A 20,639-nucleotide genomic window follows, 5' to 3' on the forward strand; every position below is an offset into this window, starting at 1 on the left:
CTACTTGGGGCTGTCGTCCTCCCCGATGTGATGCACCCTCACCATGTTCGTCGAACCCGCGACCCCCGGCGGTGAGCCGGCCGTGATGACCACCACGTCGCCCTTCTTGCAGCGGCCGTACTTGAGCAGCAGCTCGTCCACCTGGTCGACCATCGCGTCCGTCGAATCCACGCGCGGCCCCAGGAACGTCTCCACGCCCCATGTCAGGCTCAGCTGCGAGCGGGTCGCCGGGTCGGGGGTGAAGGCCAGGAGCGGGATCGGGGAACGGTAGCGGGACAGGCGGCGGGCCGTGTCGCCGCTCTGGCTGAACGCGACCAGGAACTTCGCGCCCAGGAAGTCGCCGATCTCCGCTGCCGCGCGGGCCACGGCGCCGCCCTGGGTGCGGGGTTTGTTGCGTTCGGTCAGAGGGGGGAGGCCCTTGGACAGCATGTCCTCCTCCGCCGCTTCCACGATCCTCGCCATCGTGCGGACCGTCTCCACCGGGTACTTGCCGACGCTCGTCTCGCCGGACAGCATCACCGCGTCCGTGCCGTCGAGCACCGCGTTGGCCACGTCGCTCGCCTCCGCCCTCGTCGGGCGGGAGTTGTCGATCATCGAGTCGAGCATCTGGGTGGCCACGATGACCGGCTTGGCGTTGCGCTTGGCGAGTTTGATCGCTCGTTTCTGGACCATGGGGACCTGTTCGAGGGGCATTTCGACGCCCAGGTCTCCTCGCGCGACCATGATGCCGTCGAAGGCGGCCACGATGTCGTCGATCGCTTCGACGGCCTGTGGTTTCTCCACCTTGGCGATGACGGGGAGTCGGCGGCCCTCCTCGTTCATGATGCGGTGGACGTCCTCGATGTCCCGGCCGGATCGTACGAACGACAGGGCGATGACGTCGAAGCCTGTGCGCAGGGCCCAGCGGAGGTCTTCCTCGTCCTTGTCGGAGAGGGCGGGGACGGATACGGCGACTCCGGGCAGGTTGAGGCCTTTGTGGTCGGAGATGACGCCGCCCTCGACGACCTTCGTGTGGACGTGGGGGCCGTCCACCGCTGTGACCTCCAGCGTGACCTTGCCGTCGTCGACGAGGATGCGTTCGCCGGTGGTGACGTCCGTCGCGAGGCCGCTGTGGGTGGTGCCGCAGATGTGGCCGTTGCCCTCCGCTGCCTCCTCGACGGTGATGGTGAACGTGTCGTCGCGTTCGAGGAGTACGGGGCCTTCGGTGAAGCGGCCGAGGCGGATCTTCGGGCCTTGGAGGTCGGCGAGCATGCCTACGCTGTGGCCGGTTTCGTCGGCGGCCTTGCGGACGCGGTGGTAGCGCTCCTCGTGTTCGGCGTGGGAGCCGTGGCTGAGGTTGAAGCGGGCTACGTCCATTCCGGCTTCGACCAGTGTCTTGATCTGGTCGTATGAGTCGGTGGCGGGCCCGAGGGTGCAGACGATCTTCGCTCGGCGCATGGTTCGAGCCTATGGCTTACCCGTTGGTAGGGGTTTGGCGGTGGGTGACTACTCAACGGCCTTTGCATTAAGGTAATTGACAAGTAGTCACGGGTGGTGAGACGAGTGGTGACGGGGTCGGGGGTGCGCCGGGTGCTCCGTCGAGATGGCGGAAGCCAACGGAACGGAGCACCTTTCGGCGGTGGTTCACAGCTGTGGCGGCCGCATCGTAAAGCGGGCGTTGACCTGTGCGTAGACGCGTTGGCGTTGGGGTTCGAGGTCGAGGGGGGCGGGGGTGGTGTCCTCGGCTGCGGCGGCCATGGAGCGCATGTGGCCGCCGGGGGCTGCGGGGCGGAGTGGCTGGGGGGCTTCGGCGCCGATGTCGGCGAGTTCCACCAGCGCCGCCAATGTGGTGTCCAGCGCCTCGGCGTACTCTCTCGCGCGTTGCACGGCTTCTCGTACGGCCTGTTGTCGGGCTCGTTTGTAGGCGGGTGAGTTGGGGCGGAGGGCCCACCAGGGGCCGTCGACGCGGGTGAGGTCGAGGTCGGCGAGTCGTGTGGTGAGTTCGCCGAGTGCGGTGAAGTCGGTGAGTTCGGCGGTGATGTGGACGCGGCCGTGGTAGGCCTGGATGCGTTCGCCTCGGCTTTTTTCTTTGAGTTGGGGGGTGATGGAGAAGGCGCCGGTTTCCAGGCGTTCGACGGCTTCGCCGTAGGTCTTGATGAGGTCGAGGACGGTTGTGTTGCGGCGGGTGAGGTCGTCGAGGGCGGTGCGGCGGTCTTTGCCTCGGGCGAGGACGGTGATGCCGATGCGGGCGATTTCGGGGTCGACTTCGAGGCGGGCTTCGCCTCGGACGGCGATGCGGGGTGCTTCGGGGGTGCCGTAGGGGGCGGCGGTGGGCTGGGTGTCCTCTGGGCTGGTGGTCATACGTCCCACTCTGTCACCGGGCATCTGGTGGGAAGGTTGGTCGGTCATCAGATCGAAACCTGGGGGGTCTGTTGACAGGGGGAATGTACAGGTCAGAATCTACGCGCGTTGTCGCGTGTGTTCTTGTGTTCCGCTGTCTGCTGTTCCGAGCGGCGCACCCCAGTGTCTACGCGCGTTGAGATCCGTTTCTCCGAGGAGTGCCCCGATATGGCCTTGAACCGCCGGAAGTTTCTGAAGAAGTCCGCTGTGACCGGTGCGGGGGTGGCCGTCGCGGGTGCGGCTGTGGCGCCGAGCGCGCAGGCGGCGGAGGTGTCGGGCCGTGAGGGGGCGAAGGCTCCGAAGCGGTACAGGTTCACCGTGATGGGGACGACGGACCTGCATGGCAATGTCTTCAACTGGGACTACTTCACGGACAAGGAGTTCGACGACAGGGCGCACAACGATGTCGGTCTGGCGAAGATCTCGACGTTGGTCGATCAGGTGCGTGAGGAGAAGGGGCGCCGTAACACTCTCCTCATCGACGCCGGTGACACCATCCAGGGCACGCAGTTGTCGTATTACTACGCGAAGGTGGACCCGATCACCGCCAAGGGTGGTCCGGTGCATCCGATGGCGCAGGCGATGAACGCGATCGGCTATGACGCCGCCGCGTTGGGGAATCACGAGTTCAACTACGGTATTCCGGTGCTGCGGAAGTTCCAGGAGCAGTGTCGTTTTCCGCTGCTGGGTGCCAACGCTTTGGATGCGAAGACGCTGCGGCCGGCTTTCCCGCCGTTCAGCATGCACCGGTTGCGTACGCCGTTCGGGCGTGATGTGAGGGTGGCGGTGCTCGGGCTCACGAACCCGGGTATCGCGATCTGGGACAAGGCGAATGTGCAGGGGAAGATGACGTTCCCGGGGCTGGAGGAGCAGGCGGCGAAGTGGGTGCCGAAGCTGCGGTCGATGGGTGCGGATGTCGTGATCGTGTCGGCGCACAGTGGGTCTTCCGGTACGTCGTCGTACGGTGATCAGTTGCCGTACATCGAGAATGCGGCCGGGTTGGTGGCCGAGCAGGTGCCGGGGATCGACGCGATTCTGGTGGGGCATGCGCACACGGAGATCGCCGAGTATTTCGTGACCAACAAGGAGACGGGTAAGCAGGTTGTGCTGTCCGAGCCGCTCAAGTGGGGGCAGCGGTTGACGCTGTTCGACTTCGAGATGGTGTGGAGCAGGGGCTGCTGGAAGGTCGAGAAGGTCGGTGCGCAGGTTCTCAACTCCAACACGGTGGCTGAGGATCCGGAGATCGTGAAGCTGCTCTCGGACGAGCACGAGAAGGTCGTCGCGTACGTCAATCAGGTGATCGGTACGAATGCGGTCGAGATGACGTCGGTGGAGGCGCCGTACAAGGATGTGGCGATCATCGATCTGATCAATCACATTCAGGCGGATACGGTGAGGCAGGCGTTGGCGTCGACGGAGTACGCGTCGCTGCCGGTGCTGTCGCAGGCTGCCGCGTTTTCGCGGAGTGCGGTGATTCCGGCGGGGAACGTCACGATTCGGGATGTGGCGGGTCTGTACGTGTTCGAGAACACGTTGGAGGCGCGTCTGATGACGGGTGCGCAGATGAAGGCGTATCTGGAGTATTCGGCGAACTATTTCGTGCAGACGGCGGCGGATGCGGTGATCGATCCGGCGAAGCTGACGAACGCGAATGGTACGCCGGACTACAACTATGACGCGGTGAGCGGTCTGTCGTATGAGATCGACATTGCGAAGCCGGCGGGGTCGCGGGTGACGAATGTGCGGTTCGAGGGTGCGCCGTTGGCGGATGACAAGCAGTTCGTGTTCGCGGTGAACAACTACCGGGCCAACGGCGGGGGTAATTTCCCGTATGTCGCCGCGGCCCAGTTGCTGTGGTCGAACTCGGACGAGATCCGTAACACGATGATCGCCTGGGTGAAGGCGAAGGGGTCGATCGATCCGGCCGAGTTCGCTTCGGTGGACTGGAAGCTGACGCGTGACGGGGTGCCTGTGTTCTAGAGGGGCAGTAGGGAGAGGTCGACGGCGTCGGCGATGGCTTTGGCGCCGGCGTCGTTGACGTGGAGGCCGTCGCCGCTGTTGTAGTCGTCGTGGATTCTGGTGGGTTGGTCGGGGTCCGCGACGGCTGCGGCGATGTCGATGACGGCGTCGAAGGGGTGGTCGGTGCCGAGGAGCCAGGTGTTGACCTCGGCTCGTATGGTTTGGCCTTCGGCGGTGTCGTAGCCGGGGTAGACGGTGCCGGCGTAGGGGCCGATGGTGGAGCCGATGACGGTGAGTCCGGCGGTGTGGAGGCGGTCGGCGAGGGCGGTCAGGCCTGCGATCAGATCAGCGCTGGTCGGTAGTTTGCCGGGCTCGGGGAAGGCGATGGCGCCGGGTAGGCCGAGGTCGTTGAGGCCGACGTGGATGATGACGTGGCTGGCGCCGGGTATGTCGAGGACGTCGCGTTCGACGCGGGAGAGCAGGTGGGCGCCGATCTCGTCGGTGAGGAGGCGGTTGCCGGAGATGCCGGGGGCGACGATCCAGCCGTCTGTGAGGCGGCGGTCGAGTTGGGCGGGGAAGCTGCTGCCGGTGCCGGGGGTGGTGGCCATGCCTTCGATCCAGGAGTCTCCGAAGGCGACGGCGATGCGGGTGCCCTCGGGGGCGAGAACGTCGATGCCGGTGATGAAGTGGCTGGTGATCAGCTCTTCTGATTCGTCGAGGCTTTCGGCGGTGAGCTGGTTGCCGGGGACGGCGTGGCCGACGTCGTAGGGGATGGCGGAGTAGGTGGACAGGCCGGTGTCGCCGGGGAGGTAGAGGCTGAGGGCGAGTTCTTCGCCGGGGGTGACGGTGCCTTCGACGGGGTCGCTGACGATGTCCTCGCCGACCGGGATGGTGATGGTTTCGGCGCCGGCGAAGAGGAGGGGGATGTCTGTTGTGGGGTCGATGGTGCTGCGTTCGGTGCGGCGGGCGAGGTGGGCGCCGCCGATCTCCAGGGGGGTCTGGCCGTAGCGGTTGCTGAGTCGGACGCGCAGTGCCTGGCCGCCGCCGGCGGGGCGGAGGGTCTGGCGTACGGTCTGGTCGGTGAAGCCTCGGACTTCGAAGAGTTTGAAGGCTTCGTGTGGGTCGATCACGGCGGAGCGGTGAGCGGCGATCCAGGTGTTGTCTGCGCGGGTGCTGGTCATGGCGGCAAGGTAGGCAGTTTTCTTGCAGCCGTCACCACTCTTGCCTTGCTTCTTTACCTTTCAATTACCTTACGTCGGCGAGGGGTGTGAGCGGGGTGGCCGGCTTCTCCTGCCGGGCCGACGGGATCTGCGGCTGTGGCTGGAGGCCGAAGGTGGTGAAGGCCGTGCGGCCGGGGAGGAGGTAGGGCTCCTTGCCGGTGAGGGTGTTGAGGATGGTGGCGCTGCGCCAGGCGGCGAGGCCCAGGTCGGGGGCGCCGACGCCGTGGGTGTGCAGTTCGGCGTTCTGCACGTAGACGTGGCAGCCGGCGGCGGTGACCGACGGGTCGAGGACCATGCGGAACTGTTCGTCGACGCGGGGTCGCTCTCGGCTGTCGCGGCGGATGTACGGGTCGAGTCCGGCGAGGACGCGGTCGAGGGGGCGTTCGCGGTAGCCGGTGGCGAGGACGACGGCGTCGGTGGTGAGGCGGGAACGGGTGCCCTGTTCGCTGTGTTCGAGGTGGAGTTCGACCTTGGTGGTGGCCAGCCGTCCGGCGGTGCGGACGTGGACGCCGGGGGTGAGGACGGCGTCGGGCCAGCCGCCGTCGAGGGTGCGGCGGTAGAGCTCGTCGTGGATGGCGGCGATGGTGTCGGCGCCGATGCCCTTGTGGAGCTGCCACTGGGCGATGACGAGCCGGTCCCGGGTGGCCTCGGCGAGGGCGTGGAAGTAGCGGGTGTAGTCGGGTGTGAAGTGTTCCAGGCCGAGCTTGGAGTACTCCATGGGCGCGAACGCCTCCGTGCGGCCGAGCCAGTGCAGGCCTTCCCGCCCTACGGGCCGGTGGCGCAGCAGGTCGAGGAAGACCTCTGCGCCGGACTGTCCCGCGCCGATGACGGTGACGTGTCCGGCGGTGAGGAGGCGGTCGCGTTCGCGGAGGTAGTCGGCGGCGTGGAGGACGGGTACGCCGGGTGCCTCGACGAGCGGCTTGAGGGGTTCGGGCACATACGGTTCGGTGCCGACGCCGAGGGCTACGTTCCTTGCGTATGTACGACCGAGTCCTTCGACCTCGCCGTCGGCGTCCAGCCGGGTGAAGTCGATCTCGAACAGGTCGCGTTCGGGGTTCCAGCGCACCGAGTCGACCTGGTGGCCGAAGCGCAGCCCGGGCAGGCCCTCGCTGACCCAGCGGCAGTAGGCGTCGTACTCGGCGCGCTGGATGTGGAACCGCTCGGCGAAGTAGAACGGGAAGAGCCGGTCGCGGGCGCGGAGGTAGTTCAGGAACGACCAGGGGCTCGTGGGGTCGGCGAGGGAGACCAGGTCGGCGAGGAAGGGCACTTGGACGGTGCTGCCCTCGATGAGCAGGCCGGGGTGCCAGTCGAAGGCGGGGCGCTGTTCGTAGAAGACCGTGTCGAGTTCGGCGAGGGGGTGGGCGAGGGCGGCGAGGGAGAGGTTGGCGGGGCCGATGCCGACGCCGACGAGGTCGCGGGGGGCTTCGGGTTCGTCGGGGAGGGGCGTGGACGGGTCCTCGGGCGTGCTGGTGGCGGTGCCCGGGGGCGTCGGGGGTGTGCTCGTGGCGGTGCCCGGGAGTGTGGGGGGTGTGCTCGTGGCGGTGCCCGGGGGTGTGGCGGGTGTGCTCGGAGTGGGGCTCGTGGGGGTCGGGCGTGGTGGGGGCGTGCTCATGTAGGGGTGATTCCTTCTGTTCCTTCTGGGAGGTCGGCGGATTGTGCGACCTCTATGAGCTTCAGGAGGGCGGTCAGGTCGCCCGGGCGGCTGTGGGGATTCAGCAGCGTGGTCTTGAACCAGAGGCGGCCGTCGAGTGCGGCCCGGCCTATGACGGCTCGGCCGTCGTGGAGGAGTTTTCGCCGTACGGCGGCCACGGTGTCGTCGGAGGCTCCGGTGGGCCGGAACAGGACGGTGCTGATGGTGGGCCGGTCGTGGAGTTCGAAGCCGGGGTGGGCGTCGACGAGGGCGGCGAACTCCTGGGCGAGGTCGCAGACCTGGTCGACGAGTGCGCCGAGTCCTGTGCGGCCGAGGGTTTTGAGGGTGACGGCGATCTTGAGGATGTCGGGGCGGCGGGTCGTCCGCAGGGAGCGGCCGAGGAGGTCGGGAAATCCGGCTTCGGTGTCGTCCTCGGCGTTGAGGTAGTCGGCCATGGGGGTCCCCCCGCTTGAGCGAAGCCGGGAGTGGGGGAGTGCGAGGGCGGCGAGGTCGGTGCTGTCGCGTACGGCGAAGAGGCCGGCGGCGACCGGTTGCCAGCCGAGTTTGTGCAGGTCGAGGGCGACGGTGTGGGCGCGGTCGAGGCCGGTCAGCAGGGCTCGGCGCCGGTCGCTGAAGAGGAGTCCTCCGCCGTACGCCGCGTCGATGTGGAGGCGGGCGCCGTGGGACTCGCACAGGTCGGCGATGTCGGGGAGCGGATCGATGAGGCCGGCGTCGGTGGTGCCGGCGGTGGCGGTGACGAGGGCGGTGCGGCCGTTGAGCCGGGAGAGGGCGTGGTCGAGGGCGGCGGGGTCCAGGGTGCCGGCGGGTGCGGGCACGGTGAGGGGTTCGGGCAGGCCGAGGAGCCAGGCGGCGCGTGGGAGGGAGTGGTGTGCGTTGTCTCCGCAGATCAGCTGCACGCCGGGGTGCGTTTCCCGGGCCAGGAGGACGGCGAGTTGGTTGGACTCGGTGCCGCCGGTGGTGACGAGGGCGGTGCCCTCCGGGGTGGTCCTCGCAGGGGCGTCGGCCGCTGGGGCAGGCGCCGCCGGGGTGTTTTTCGCGGGGGTGGCGGTCGGGTGGACCTCTTTGGCCAGGGCCTCGGTGACGAGGGCTTCCAGCGCGGAGGCTGCCGGGGCCTGGTCCCAGGAGTCGAGGGACGGGTTCAGTACGGAGGCGGCGAGGTCGGCGGCGGTGGCGACGGCCAGGGGTGGGGTGTGGAGGTGGGCCGCGCACAGGGGGTCGGCCGGGTCCGCGGAGCCCGCGGTGAGGGCGTGGACGAGCCGGTGGAGGGCCTGGGGGTCGCCTTCGGCGGGGAGCGGGTCGCCGAGTGCGTCCCGCATCCGGGCCGCGACCGCCTCCGGGCCACCGGCGGGGAGGGGGCCGCCCCTCGCTTCGGCGCCCGCGCCGAGTGCGTCGAGGACGGTGTCGAGCAACGGGCGGAGCGCGCCGGGGCCTTGGGGGCCTGAGGCGAGGGGCGGGATGGGCATGGGGTTCTCCGGAGCGCGGGGAACCCCATTTTGTGCGTCGATTGGGTGCTGGCACTCAAAAAGCCGCTGATTACAGCCGAAAGAGGGTACGGCGACGCTCCGTTGGGGCGCCGTTTCGCTGGGGGCGCCGGTTTGCTAGGGGCCCCGTCTTGCTGGGGACGCCGTTTTGCTGGGGAGCGCCATTGAGTGGCCCCCGTCGCGGCGGAGCCGCATGTCGATACAGCCCCGCGTCCTCAGGGGCGCGCTACACCGCCCTCACCTTCAAAGCTCGGCCCAGATCATCCAGTTGGTCCACCAGCTTGCGGCGCAGGGCCGGAATCGGGTCGGCCTCGGTCAGGCAGCGCTCACCCAGGCTCAGCGTCTCCCCATCCACGGCATACACCGGGAACGCCCAACGTCCGGCCGCCTCCGCGATGGCCGGGCCCCGCCTCGCGGCCAGCGACACCGCGTCCGCCCAGTAGCGCTCGACGTACTCCCCGAGGATGTCCGACTGTTCCGGCTGCCAGAAGCCCTGGGCGGTGGCGGTGAAGAGGTAGTTGGAGAGGTGGTCGGAGGTGAACATCTCCTCCCAGGTCTTGCGCTTGCTCTCCGGGTCGGGCAGGGCGGCCCGGCAGCGGGCGGCGCCCTCCTGTCCGGTGGCGCTCGGGTCCCGCTCCAGCTCTTCGGCGATCGCGGCGGCGTCCACCGCGCCGAGGACGGCGAGACGGCCGAGGACGCGCCAGCGCAGCTCGGGGTCGAGCTCGGGGCCGCCCGGCACCGTGCCTTCGGCGAGCCAGGCGGCGATGGTCTCGGGGTGCGCGGCGACGTCGATGTAGTGGCGTACGGCGGTCAGGCGCAGGCCGGGGTTGTCGCCGTCCTCGGTGCGGCGGATGAGGTCGCGGCACAGGGCGGTGAGGGTGCTCAGGCCCGCGGGGCGCTGTTCGGGGGTGAGGAAGCGGTCGGCGACCTGGGTGGCGACGAAGGACAGGACGCCTTGGACGATGGCGAGGTCGGTCTCGCGCGGGAGGTGGGTACGGGCGGCGTCCAGGTAGGCGGTGGGCGGGAGTTCGCCGTCGCGTACGGCGTCGCGGAGGGCGTTCCAGACGACGGCGCGGGTGAGCGGGTCGGGGAGGCCGGAGAGGCTGCCCGTGACGGTGGCGAAGGAGTCGGGGTCGAAGCGGATCTTGGCGTAGGTGAGGTCGCCGTCGTTGAGGAGGAGCAGCGCGGGGCGTTTGCCGATGGGCTGTTCGGTGCTCTGGGGGATGTCGAGTGCGAGGCTGCCGCGGCGGGTGAGGTGGCCCTGGTCGTCGGCGAGGTCCTGGTCGTAGAGGCCGACGGTGATGTGGTGGGGGCGGCTGCCGATGTGGTCGACGGTGAGGGTGTAGGTGCCGTCGGTGCCGCGGGTGATCTTGGGGGTGAGGGTGTCGACGCCGGTGGTGCGCAGCCAGGCGTCGGCCCAGGCGTGGACGTCGCGTTCGGTGGCGCCGGCGAGGTTGTCGATGAAGTCGGCGAGGGTGGCGTTGCCGAAGCGGTGGCGGGTGAAGTGGGTGTTGATGCCGGCGAGGAAGTCCTTCTCGCCGAGCCAGGCGACGAGTTGGCGCAGTGCGGAGGCGCCCTTGGCGTAGGAGATGCCGTCGAAGTTGAGGAGGGCGGCGGCGGTGTCGTCGACGGCCTCGGGGGCGACGGGGTGGGTGGAGGGGCGCTGGTCGGCGTCGTAGCCCCAGGCCTTGCGGGCGATGCCGAAGTCGACCCAGGTGTCGACGAAGCGGGTGGCTTCGGTGAGGGTCTGGTAGCCCATGTACTCGGCGAAGGACTCGTTCAGCCAGATGTCGTCCCACCATTTGAGGGTGACGAGGTCGCCGAACCACATGTGGGCCATCTCGTGGGCGATGACCATGGCGCGGGTCTGGCGTTCGGTGTCGGTGACGGCGGAGCGGTAGACGAACTCGTCGCGGAAGGTGACGAGTCCGGGGTTCTCCATGGCGCCCGCGTTGAACTCGGGGACGAAGGCCTGGTCGTAGGAGTCGAAGGGGTACGGCTCCTCGAACTTCTCGTGGTAGCGGTCGAAGCAGGCGCGGGTGACGTCGAGGATCTCGTCGGCGTCTGTGTCGAGGTAGGGGGCGAGGGAGCGGCGGCAGTGGATGCCGAAGGGCAGGCCGCGGTGTTCGGTGCGCACGGAGTGCCAGGGGCCGGCGGCGACGGCGACGAGGTAGGTGGAGATCGGCGGAGTGGTGGCGGCGCGCCAACTGCCGCCGTCCTGCTGCTCGGTGATGCCGTTGGCGAGGACGGTCCAGCCTTGTGGGGCGGTCACGGTGAGGTCGAAGACGGCCTTGAGGTCGGGCTGGTCGAAGGCGGCGAAGACGCGTTGGACGTCTTCCATGAAGAGCTGGGTGTAGACGTAGGTCTCGCCGTCGGTGGGGTCGGTGAAGCGGTGCATGCCCTCGCCGGTGCGGGAGTAGCGCATGGCGGCGTCGACGCGCAGTTCGTGCTCGCCCGGGGTGAGGCCCTTGAGGGGCAGCCGGTTGCCGTCGAGGGTTTCCGGGTCGAGGGGTTGTCCGTCGAGGGTGACGGAGCGCAGTTCGGCGGGCTTGAGCTCGACGAAGGTGTCCGCGGCCTTTTTCTTCCCCCGCACGGTGAAGCGGATGGCGGTGCGGGAGTCGAAGGTCTCGTCGCCACGCGTGAGGTCGAGTGCGATCTCGTAGTGGTGGACGTCGAGGAGCTTGGCACGGGTCTGCGCTTCGTCGCGCGTCAGTACGGACATGGGGGACATGCTGCCTGATGCCCTTGACGCGGGACAGGGGCGGGCCGGGTACGCCACCTATGTCCGGTCGTATGCGCCGTACGCCCGGTCGTATGCGGGCCTATGCCCGGTCGTTCACGCCGTCCCGCTGGGCGGGTACGCAATGTTCTTCGGGGTGGGTGATGGGTTCCTGTTGCTGATGGTCGGCATGGTGCTGTTGCTGATGGTGGGCATGGTGCTGTTGCTGGTGGGGTGCGTGGTCCTCGTGTGCTTCGCTCGCTGTGGCGGCGTCGGTCTCGTTGTGCTCCTCGTGGTTCTTGAGGCGCGCGCGGAGGGTGTGGATCTCGCGTTCCAGCGCGTGGGCGCGTTCGTGGGCGTCGTAGAGGTAGCGGACCTTGATCCGCAGGGCCAAGGGGTCGATGGGTTTCATGACGAGGTCGGCGACACCGAGGCGGAAGGCGGTGGAGGTGAGTTCGGCGTCGGGGCCGAAGCCGGTGAGCAGGATGACGGGGATGTGCTGGGTCTGCTCCACGCCCCGCATGTAGCGGACGACGTCGAGTCCGCTGACGCCGGGCATGCGTACGTCCAAAAGGAGCAGGCCGACCGGGCCGCGCAGGACTTCCTTGAGGGCCGCGTCGCCGTTGGTGGCGTGTGTCAGGCGGTAGCCCAGTGGGGCCAGGGCGCTCTCGAGGGCGTACACCGTGTCCTCATGGTCGTCGACGATGAGGATCTTGGCTTGCGGCGGCATGGCAGATGTCCCCTCGCTCGGCCCGTCGGACCACGTCCGGCGCCTGGACCCGAGTCCCTCACTGAAGGTAGTTGATTCTTGACGAAGAGTGCCCGCGCAGGATGCCTGCTGGAGGCAGCCGTGTCACTCCCCCTGTGCCCACGGCTGTGCCTGCGTGTTCCTACGCCGTGCGGTCGTACGTCGTGCGTTTGTACGCCGCGCGTTCGTACACCGTGCGGTCGTGTTCTGTGCTGCTCTCTGTTTTTGCGGTGCGGTGCCGTCTTCGTGTGGTGCTGTGCCGTGCGTGTCGTGTCGTTCAGTGGCTCGTCCGCGATGCGTTCGTGGTGCCGTTCTGTGCGTCGTCCGCGATGCGTTCGTGGTGCCGGATGACCTCGGCGATGATGAAGTTGAGCAGCTTCTCCGCGAACGCCGGGTCCAGCTTGGCACTTTCGGCGAGTCCGCGCAGCCGGTTGATCTGCTGTGCCTCGCGGGCCGGGTCGGCGGCGGGCAGGTGGTGCTCGGCCTTGAGGTGGCCGACGCGCTGGGTGCACTTGAAGCGCTCGGCGAGCATGTGGACGACGGCCGCGTCGATGTTGTCGATGCTGTCCCGCAGCCGGGCGAGCTCCGCCCGCACGTCCGCGTCGATCTCGCCGGCCGCGGGCCTGCTGTTCGCCTCGTTGGTGTTGCTGGTGGTCATGGTCGTCACCCTACGGGGAGGTGGGCGGCCGATCATCGTGCGGAGCCGTCATTCGGACACCGGTTGGGCTCCGTCGCCGGTATCCGTCCGTACGCCGGTATCCGTGCGCATCGGCTTAGAGTGGAACATATCGGCGTCTTTGGGGGTGCGGACGTGGCGAACGGCGGACCTGTCGAGCATGGCTACCCGCACCTGGAGACCGTGCGGGCGTCGATCACCGCGCTGTACAAGCGGCTCTCGTACGACACGATCCGGACCTTCGACACCAGCGTGGCCCCCGTCGACGTGGCGTTCTGCGACACGGACGATCTTTATCTCGGCACCCAGCGGGTGGCCCGTGAGCTGGTGCGGCACTATCGGCTGCCGAACGCGCGGATGATCGTCGGGTTCCGTGGGATGACCCATGCGGCAAACGTCGAACTGGCCGCCGGCCCCGAGTACTTCGTCGAGCTCAACGATCGCTTCCGTACCCACCGCCGGGACATCGGTGCGGCCCTCTCGCACGAGGTGATGCACGTCTATCTGCACCGCCTGGGACTGTCCTTTCCCGGGACCCGCGAGAACGAGATCCTCACGGACACGGCGGCGACGTATCTGGGGGCGGGGTGGCTGCTCCTCGACGCGTACCGGGAGGACGGCACGTCGTCGCAGAAGCTGGGGTATCTGACGCCGGAGGAGTTCGGGTACGTGCTGGCCAAGCGGGCGCAGCTGTTCGGGGAGGATCCCTCGGTGTGGTTCACGAGTCCGCAGGCGTATTCCGCGTACACGGAGGGCCGTGCCCGGGCTCGCCGGGATGAGCAGCAGCCGCCGCTGTCCGGGGCGGGGTGGGCTGGGCGGCGACGGTATGCGCGGGATCGGCGCCATGCGCAGGACCTGCGGTCGGCTCGGCCGCGCGTGGGGGCGCAGGCCGGGGGTGGGAGGCAGGCGGGGGTGGTGTATGCGTTCACGCCTGATGGGCGGGGGCCGCTGCGGGTGTCGTTTCCTTGTCCGACCTGCCACCAGCGGATTCGGGTACCGGTTCGGGGGCGGGTGCGGGCTCGGTGTGGGTTGTGCCGGACGGTTTTGGAGTGTGACACGTAGGGGGTGGGGGTGTGGTTGGGGTACCGCCACAGCCCAGTCCTGTTCGCCGTCCCTCACTCCGCCCCGTACACCGGACCGGGTCGCTGTGCCTGGGCCAGTAGTTTCAGGGTGGCCTCGCCTGCCTCCGTGGGGGTCCAGCGGGTGGGCTTGGTTGTGGTGGGGCCCTGGTGCCAGCCCTGCATGACGGTGATGCGGCCGGCTTCCGCTTCGAAGACTCGGCCGGTTACTCCCGCACCGGCGGCCGAGCCGAGCCAGACGACCAGCGGGGAGACGTTCTCCGGGGCCATCGCGTCGAAGCCGTCTGCGGGCGCGGCCATCGTTTCGGCGAAGACGTGCTCGGTCATGCGGGTGCGGGCCGCGGGGGCGATCGCGTTGACCTGGATGCCGTAGCGCTGGAGTTCGGCCGCCGCGACAAGGGTGAGGGCCACGATGCCTGCCTTGGCCGCGCTGTAGTTGGCCTGTCCGACCGAGCCGAGCAGGCCGGCTCCGCTGCTGGTGTTGACGACCCGGGCCGTGGGCACGCGTCCTGCCTTCGCCTCCGCCCGCCAGTGGGCCGCGGCGTGCTTCAGGGGGAGGAAGTGGCCCTTCAGGTGGACGCGGACGACGGCGTCCCAGTCGTCCTCGTCGAGGTTGACGAGCATGCGGTCGCGGAGGAAGCCGGCGTTGTTGACCAAGGTGTCGAGACGGTCGTATGTCTCCAGCGCGGTGTGGATGAGGGAGGCGGCGCCCTCGGTCGTCGCCACGTCGCCGCCGTGGGCGACCGCCGAACCTCCCGCCGCGCGGATCTCCTCCACCACCTGGACTGCCGGGCTCTCGGGGTCCGGCGTGCCGTCCAGTCCTACGCCGAGGTCGTTGACGACGACTCGGGCGCCCTCGGCGGCGTACGCGAGAGCATGCGCCCGCCCCAGTCCGCGCCCCGCGCCCGTAACCACCACAACGCGCCCCTCACAGAGTCGCTGCACACTCACGCGGGTTCTCCTTTCTCCTCGTCTTTCTCTTGGTTCTCACCGGCCTCTTGGTTCTCACCGGCCGCCCTGTTGACCGTCGCCTGGTCGAGAAACGCCGGTCGTTCACCGCCGCCGTGGACGAGCAGGGACGCTCCGGTGATGTACGCCGCCGCGTCGGAGGCCAGGAAGAGGGCTGCGGCGGCCACGTCGGAGGGGGTGGCGAGGCGGCCCAGAGGGACTGTGCGGGCCACGGCGGCGATGCCGGTGTCGTCGCCGTAGTGGAGGTGGGCGCGTTCGGTGTGGACCATGCCGAGGATCAGGGTGTTGACGCGGATCTCGGGGGCCCATTCGACGGCCATGGAGCGGGCCAGGTGGGCGAGCCCTGCCTTGGCCGCGCCGTAGGCCGCCGAGCCGGGCGAGGGGCGGCTGCCGCTGACGCTGCCGATCATCACGATGGAGCCTCTGGTCCGCCGTAAGTGCTCGTGGGCGGCGAGGGAGACGGTCAGGGGGGCGATGAGGTTGAGCTCGATGACTCGGGCATGACGACAGGCTTCGACCCCGAACCCACCGCTACGGCCGGCCGCTCCCACCCCGACCTCGGCACCCCGCCCAGCCACCTCTTCCCCGTCTCCGGCACCCACCTCGGCCGCCCCCGCCCCGCCCAGCAACCGATACGGCGTACCGCCCACGTTGTTGACCAGGACGTCAAGGCGAGGCAAGCCCTCGAAGAGACTCTGCACGGCCTCGGGGTCACGCACGTCGACCGGGACGAACTCCGCCCCCTTCAGCGGCACTTCAGGGGGCTTCCGGGCGCAGATCACCACCTCGGCGCCCGCTTCGGCGAAGGCTTGGGCGATGCCGGCGCCGATGCCGCGCGTGCCGCCGGTGACGACGGCGAGCTTCCCGTTGAGCTCCATCCGCTGCTACCTTCCACCCAAGAGGCGTACCTAACAAACGTTAGGTGGAAGGTAGCTGATGCTCCCATGGGTGTCTCCACCTCGTCCCCCGAAAAGGGGATTTCCGTTGTCACGGTGGACTTCCCGCCGGTGAACGCGTTGCCGGTGCGCGGCTGGTTCGAGCTGGCCGAGGCGGTGCGCGGCGCGGGGCGTGATCCGTCGGTGGGGTGTGTGGTGCTGACGGCGGAGGGGCGCGGCTTCAACGCCGGGGTGGACATCAAGGAGATCCAGACGGCCGGGCGGAGCGCGCTGCTCGGCGCCAACCACTGCTGTGCGGAGGCGTTCGCCGCGGTGTACGAGTGCGAGGTGCCGGTCGTCGCCGCCGTGCAGGGGTTCTGTCTGGGCGGCGGGATCGGACTGGTGGGCAACGCGGACGCGATCGTGGCGAGCGACGACGCCACGTTCGGACTGCCGGAACTGGACCGTGGCGCACTCGGCGCGGCGACGCATCTGGCCCGGCTGGTGCCCCAGCATCTGATGCGCGCCCTCTACTACACCTCGCGCACGGCCACCGCGGCCGAACTGCGGGCGCATGGCTCGGTGTGGCGGGTCGTACCGCGTGCCGGACTGCGCGAGGCGGCCATGGAGTTGGCGCGGGAGATCGCCGCGAAGGACGGACGGCTGATCCGGCTGGCCAAGGCCGCGATCAACGGCATCGACCCCGTCGACGTCCGCCACAGCTACCGCTTCGAACAGGGCTTCACCTTCGAGGCGAACCTCAGCGGAGTCGCCGACGAACTCCGCGACACCTTCGGCACGGGCGGCAAGACCGGTAACGACAGGGGCGAGGGGGCGTAGATGGTCGGGACGGCCGGGAAGATCGGGAAGATCGGGAACAGGGGGCGCGGTGAGTGACAAGACGATGTCCGCCGACGAGGCCGTCTCGCGGCTGGCGAGCGGGATGACCCTCGGCATCGGCGGCTGGGGCTCGCGCCGTAAACCCATGGCCCTGGTGCGAGCACTGCTCCGTACCGGGATCACCGATCTCACCGTCGTCTCGTACGGCGGCCCGGACATCGGCATGCTGGCCGCCGCCGGGCGCATCCGGAAACTGGTCGCCGCCTTCGCCACCCTCGACTCCATCCCCCTCGAACCGCACTTCCGCGCGGCACGCGAGCGCGGCGCCTTCGAACTGATGGAGGTCGACGAGGCGATGTTCATGTGGGGGCTGCACGCGGCGGCCAACCGGCTGTCCTTCATGCCGGTACGCGCCGGGATCGGTTCGGACGTCCTGCGCGTCAACCCCGGTCTGCGCACCGTCACCTCCCCGTACGACGACGGGGAGACCTACGTCGCCATGCCCGCCCTGCGCCTGGACGCGGCGTTCGTGCACGTCAACCGCGCCGACCGGCTCGGCAACGGCCAGTATCTGGGCCCGGACCCGTACTTCGACGACCTCTTCTGCGAGGCGGCCGACACGGCGTACGTCTCCTGCGAACGGGTGGTGGACACGGCCGAGTTGACGAAGGAGGGCCCGCCCCAGTCGCTGCTCATCAAGCGCCACACGGTCACGGGCGTGATCGAGGCACCGAACGGCGCGCACTTCACCTCCTGCGCCCCCGACCACCCCCGCGACGAGGCCTTCCAGAAGCACTACGCCACCACTCCCTGGGCGGAGTTCTCGGAACGGTTCCTGGCAGACGACGAACACGCCTACCAGGCGGCCGTGCAGACCTGGCACAAGGAGCGCTCCTCATGACCACGCCGCCGCCCTCGCACACACCACCGCCGAACGCCGCAGCCCCCTCCCCCACCACCGCAGCCCCGTCCCCCGCCGCCGCGACCGCACGCCCCACCCGCGCCGAGTACTGCGTGATCGCCTGCGCCGAGGCCTGGCGGGACAACGGTGAAGTGCTGGCCAGTCCCATGGGGCTGATCCCGTCACTCGGCGCCCGCCTCGCCCGGCGCACCTTCTCCCCGGACCTGCTGCTGACCGACGGCGAGGCCCTGCTCGTCGGCCTGGACGGCACCGTCGAGGGCTGGTTGCCGTACCGCCGGCACCTGGCCCTGGTCACCGGCGGCCGACGGCACGTCATGATGGGCGCGAGCCAGCTCGACCGGTACGGCAACCAGAACATCTCCTGCGTCGGCGACTGGGCCAAGCCCGCACGGCAGTTGCTCGGGGTGCGGGGCGCTCCGGTCAACTCCCTCAACCACCCCACCAGTTACTGGGTGCCACGGCACTCCCGGCGGGTCTTCGTCGAGAAGGTCGACATGGTGTGCGGGGTGGGGTACGACCGCGCGGCCGGGCATCCCGTGACCGCCCGCTTCCACCGCCTCCCCCGCGTCGTGTCCGATCTCGGTGTCTTCGACTTCGCCACCCCGGACCACTCGATGCGGCTGGCCTCACTCCACCCCGGGGTCACGGTCGAGCAGGTGCGGGAGGCGACCGGCTTCGAACTCGCCGTCCCGGACGAGGTGCCGTACACCCGTGAGCCGACCACGGAAGAGCTGCGCCTGATCCGTGAGGTCATCGACCCGGAGAACACCCGCGCGCGTGAGGTCGCCGGCTGACAGCACCAACGCAGCATTGGCACGGCACGGCACGGCACGGCACCGACAGAGGGGAAGTCACCGATGGACACGGCCCTCACCCGGCTCGTCGGCGTCCGTCATCCGATCGTGCAGACCGGCATGGGCTGGGTCGCCGGCCCCCGTCTGGTCTCCGCCACGGCGAACGCGGGCGCCCTCGGCATCCTGGCCTCCGCGACCATGACCCTCGACCGACTGCGCGATGCGGTACGGGAGGTGAAGTCCCGTACGGACGCGCCCTTCGGCGTCAATCTGCGCGCCGACGCGGCGGACGCCGGGGACCGGGTGGGCGTCATGATCGAGGGGGGCGTACGCGTCGCCTCCTTCGCCCTCGCACCCTCACGTGAACTGATCGCGCAGCTCAAGGAGGCCGGTGTCGTCGTCATCCCGTCCGTCGGGGCACGGCGGCACGCGGAGAAGGTGGCGGCGTGGGGCGCGGACGCGGTGATCGTGCAGGGCGGCGAGGGCGGCGGGCACACCGGCGAGGTGGCGACGACCGTACTGCTGCCGCAGGTCGTGGACGCGGTGGACATCCCGGTGGTGGCGGCGGGCGGCTTCTTCGACGGTCGGGGCCTGGTCGCGGCGCTGGCGTACGGCGCGGCGGGCGTCGCCATGGGGACGCGTTTCCTGCTCACCTCGGACTCGACGGTGCCGGACGCGGTGAAGGCGCGCTATCTGGCGGCGACCGTCAAGGACGTGACCGTGACCCGGGCCGTCGACGGCCTGCCGCACCGCATGCTGCGTACGGACCTCGTCGCCGCCCTGGAGAACTCCGGCCACGCGAAGGCCCTGTCGCACGCGGTCCGCCGCGCGGCCCGCTTCCGGAAACTCTCCGGCCTGACCTGGCGGCAGCTGATCCACGACGGCCTCGCCCTGCGCCACGGCAAGGACCTCACCTGGAGCCAGGTCCTGCTCGCCGCCAACACACCCATGCTCCTCAGGTCGGCGATGGTGGACGGCCGTACGGATCTCGGCGTGATGGCCTCCGGGCAGGTCGCCGGGGTGATCGACGACCTGCCGTCGTGCGCGGAACTGGTGGAGCGGATCATCAAGGAGGCGGACGAAGTACGGAAGCGGCTCACGGTGGCCGGCTGACGAAGCCGCTCACAGCCACTCGACGCCACGTACGCCTCCTCACAACCGCCGGCCTCACAACCGCTCGATGATCGTCACGTTCGCCTGCCCCCCGCCCTCGCACATCGTCTGGAGCCCGTACCGGCCGCCCGTGCGTTCCAGTTCGTGCAGCAGCGTCGTCATCAGCTTGGCCCCGGTGGCGCCGAGGGGATGGCCGAGGGCGATGGCGCCGCCGTTGACGTTGACCCTGTCGGGGTCGGCGCCGGTCTCCTTGAGCCAGGCGAGGACGACGGGGGCGAAGGCCTCGTTGATCTCGACGAGGTCGATGGCGTCGAGGGTGAGGCCGGTCTTCTTCAGCGCGTGCGCCGTCGCCGGTATGGGGGCGGTGAGCATGCGGATGGGGTCCTCGCCGCGTACGGAGAGGTGGTGGACGCGGGCGCGGGGGGTGAGCCCGTGTTCGCGTACGGCTCGCTCGGAGGCGAGGAGGAGCGCGGCGGCGCCGTCGGAGACCTGGGAGGAGCAAGCGGCGGTGACGGTTCCACCGTCGATCACCGGTTTCAGCGCGGCCATCTTCTCCAGCGAGGTGTCGCGGCGCGGGCCCTCGTCGACGGTCACCTCCCCGTAGGGGACGGTCTCCTTCTCGAACCGGCCCTCGTCGACGGCCCGTACCGCCCGCTGGTGGGAGCGGAGGGCGTACTCCTCCTGGTCGCGGCGGCTGATGCCCCACTTGGCGGCGATCATCTCGGCGCCGGCGAACTGGTTGACGGGCCGGTCCCCGTACCGGGCCCGCCAGCCCTCGCTGCCCGCGAACGGTCCCTCGGTGAGGCCGAGCGGTACGGCGGCCTGGCGGGAGGCGAAGGCGATGGGGATCATCGTCATGTTCTGGACGCCGCCCGCGACGACCAGGTCCTGGGTGCCGGAGAGCACGGCCTGGGCGGCGAAGTGCACGGCCTGCTGCGAGGAGCCGCACTGCCGGTCGACGGTCGTGCCCGGCACCTCCTCGGGCAGCCCGGCGGCCAGCCAGCTGGTCCGGGCGATGTCACCGGCCTGCGGCCCGACGGCGTCCAGACAGCCGAAGACGACGTCCTCCACGGCGGCCGGGTCGATGCCGGAGCGTGTCACCAACTCCTTCAGCACATGCGCGCCCAGGTCGGCCGGATGCACCGCGCCGAGCCCTCCCCCGCGCCGCCCCACGGGCGTACGGACCGCTTCGACGATGTAGGCCTCGGCCATGG

At 69.5% G+C, this 20,639-nt stretch carries 17 protein-coding genes; 6 read left to right on the forward strand and 11 right to left on the reverse strand.

Going from position 1 to position 20,639, the window contains the following annotated elements; translation table 11 throughout:
* Together pyk and STRIP9103_RS28770 are read right to left on the reverse strand one after the other, a co-directional pair.
* On the reverse strand, positions 1–1,437 hold the full coding sequence (pyk, locus tag STRIP9103_RS28765; protein WP_009326327.1) for a pyruvate kinase: 1,437 nt from the start codon (positions 1,435–1,437) through the stop codon (positions 1–3).
* Positions 1,438–1,623: 186 nt separating this feature from the next.
* Complete coding sequence (locus STRIP9103_RS28770; protein WP_009326339.1) at positions 1,624–2,340, reverse strand: SIMPL domain-containing protein; 717 nt, start codon at positions 2,338–2,340, stop codon at positions 1,624–1,626.
* Positions 2,341–2,547: 207 nt separating this feature from the next.
* On the opposite strand from STRIP9103_RS28770, the gene STRIP9103_RS28775 reads away from it, so the two are divergent.
* Positions 2,548–4,359: a bifunctional metallophosphatase/5'-nucleotidase gene (locus STRIP9103_RS28775; RefSeq protein ID WP_009326345.1), complete on the forward strand. Its 1,812-nt coding sequence runs from the start codon at positions 2,548–2,550 to the stop codon at positions 4,357–4,359.
* Here the strand turns inward: STRIP9103_RS28775 and STRIP9103_RS28780 are convergent.
* From STRIP9103_RS28780 to STRIP9103_RS28805, 6 genes are all read right to left on the reverse strand, one after another.
* The gene (locus STRIP9103_RS28780; protein ID WP_009326319.1) at positions 4,356–5,519 is read right to left on the reverse strand and encodes a GDSL-type esterase/lipase family protein; all 1,164 of its coding nucleotides are present in this window, start codon (positions 5,517–5,519) and stop codon (positions 4,356–4,358) included. The two genes, STRIP9103_RS28775 and STRIP9103_RS28780, sit on opposite strands and share 4 nt — an antisense overlap.
* A 64-nt stretch (positions 5,520–5,583) precedes the next feature.
* Positions 5,584–7,170: a lysine N(6)-hydroxylase/L-ornithine N(5)-oxygenase family protein gene (locus tag STRIP9103_RS28785; RefSeq protein ID WP_009326347.1), complete on the reverse strand. Its 1,587-nt coding sequence runs from the start codon at positions 7,168–7,170 to the stop codon at positions 5,584–5,586.
* Positions 7,167–8,672, reverse strand: coding sequence for a pyridoxal phosphate-dependent decarboxylase family protein (locus STRIP9103_RS28790; protein WP_009326338.1), 1,506 nt, complete (start codon positions 8,670–8,672; stop codon positions 7,167–7,169). Before STRIP9103_RS28790 ends, STRIP9103_RS28785 begins: the two co-directional genes overlap by 4 nt.
* A 244-nt stretch (positions 8,673–8,916) precedes the next feature.
* Positions 8,917–11,421: an aminopeptidase N gene (pepN, locus tag STRIP9103_RS28795; protein WP_009326343.1), complete on the reverse strand. Its 2,505-nt coding sequence runs from the start codon at positions 11,419–11,421 to the stop codon at positions 8,917–8,919.
* A gap of 91 nt (positions 11,422–11,512) precedes the next feature.
* Positions 11,513–12,139 (reverse strand): response regulator, encoded by a 627-nt coding sequence (locus STRIP9103_RS28800; RefSeq protein WP_009326317.1) that lies wholly within the window; start codon positions 12,137–12,139, stop codon positions 11,513–11,515.
* Positions 12,140–12,434: 295 nt separating this feature from the next.
* Positions 12,435–12,815, reverse strand: a complete 381-nt coding sequence (locus STRIP9103_RS28805; protein ID WP_048821166.1) for a chorismate mutase — start codon at positions 12,813–12,815, stop codon at positions 12,435–12,437.
* Positions 12,816–12,968: 153 nt separating this feature from the next.
* On the opposite strand from STRIP9103_RS28805, the gene STRIP9103_RS28810 reads away from it, so the two are divergent.
* Complete coding sequence (locus tag STRIP9103_RS28810) at positions 12,969–13,895, forward strand: hypothetical protein (protein ID WP_009326360.1); 927 nt, start codon at positions 12,969–12,971, stop codon at positions 13,893–13,895.
* Between the two features lie 53 nt (positions 13,896–13,948).
* On the opposite strand, the gene STRIP9103_RS28815 is transcribed toward STRIP9103_RS28810, so the two are convergent.
* Positions 13,949–14,857 carry an SDR family oxidoreductase gene (locus STRIP9103_RS28815; protein WP_086019322.1) on the reverse strand — a complete coding sequence of 303 codons (909 nt, stop codon included), beginning with the start codon at positions 14,855–14,857 and terminating at the stop codon, positions 13,949–13,951.
* 2 nt (positions 14,858–14,859) lie between these two features.
* Positions 14,860–15,759 (reverse strand): SDR family oxidoreductase, encoded by a 900-nt coding sequence (locus tag STRIP9103_RS28820; protein WP_009326323.1) that lies wholly within the window; start codon positions 15,757–15,759, stop codon positions 14,860–14,862.
* 66 nt (positions 15,760–15,825) lie between these two features.
* Between STRIP9103_RS28820 and STRIP9103_RS28825 the strand changes: the two genes are divergently transcribed.
* From STRIP9103_RS28825 to STRIP9103_RS28840, 4 genes are all read left to right on the forward strand, one after another.
* Positions 15,826–16,596 (forward strand): enoyl-CoA hydratase family protein, encoded by a 771-nt coding sequence (locus STRIP9103_RS28825; RefSeq protein ID WP_009326344.1) that lies wholly within the window; start codon positions 15,826–15,828, stop codon positions 16,594–16,596.
* 49 nt (positions 16,597–16,645) lie between these two features.
* Positions 16,646–17,497 (forward strand): CoA transferase subunit A, encoded by an 852-nt coding sequence (locus STRIP9103_RS28830; RefSeq protein ID WP_009326321.1) that lies wholly within the window; start codon positions 16,646–16,648, stop codon positions 17,495–17,497.
* Positions 17,494–18,312 carry a CoA-transferase subunit beta gene (locus STRIP9103_RS28835; protein ID WP_009326351.1) on the forward strand — a complete coding sequence of 273 codons (819 nt, stop codon included), beginning with the start codon at positions 17,494–17,496 and terminating at the stop codon, positions 18,310–18,312. The genes STRIP9103_RS28830 and STRIP9103_RS28835 overlap by 4 nt, the downstream gene beginning before the upstream one ends.
* Before the next feature lie 63 nt (positions 18,313–18,375).
* Positions 18,376–19,425, forward strand: coding sequence for an NAD(P)H-dependent flavin oxidoreductase (locus tag STRIP9103_RS28840; RefSeq protein WP_009326361.1), 1,050 nt, complete (start codon positions 18,376–18,378; stop codon positions 19,423–19,425).
* A 54-nt stretch (positions 19,426–19,479) separates the two neighbouring features.
* On the opposite strand, the gene STRIP9103_RS28845 is transcribed toward STRIP9103_RS28840, so the two are convergent.
* Entirely contained in the window at positions 19,480–20,637 is a 1,158-nt protein-coding gene (locus tag STRIP9103_RS28845; RefSeq protein ID WP_009326331.1) for an acetyl-CoA C-acetyltransferase, read from the reverse strand.
* Positions 20,638–20,639: the final 2 nt, after the last annotated feature.

This window comes from Streptomyces ipomoeae 91-03, assembly GCF_000317595.1.
Lineage (GTDB): Bacteria > Actinomycetota > Actinomycetes > Streptomycetales > Streptomycetaceae > Streptomyces > Streptomyces ipomoeae.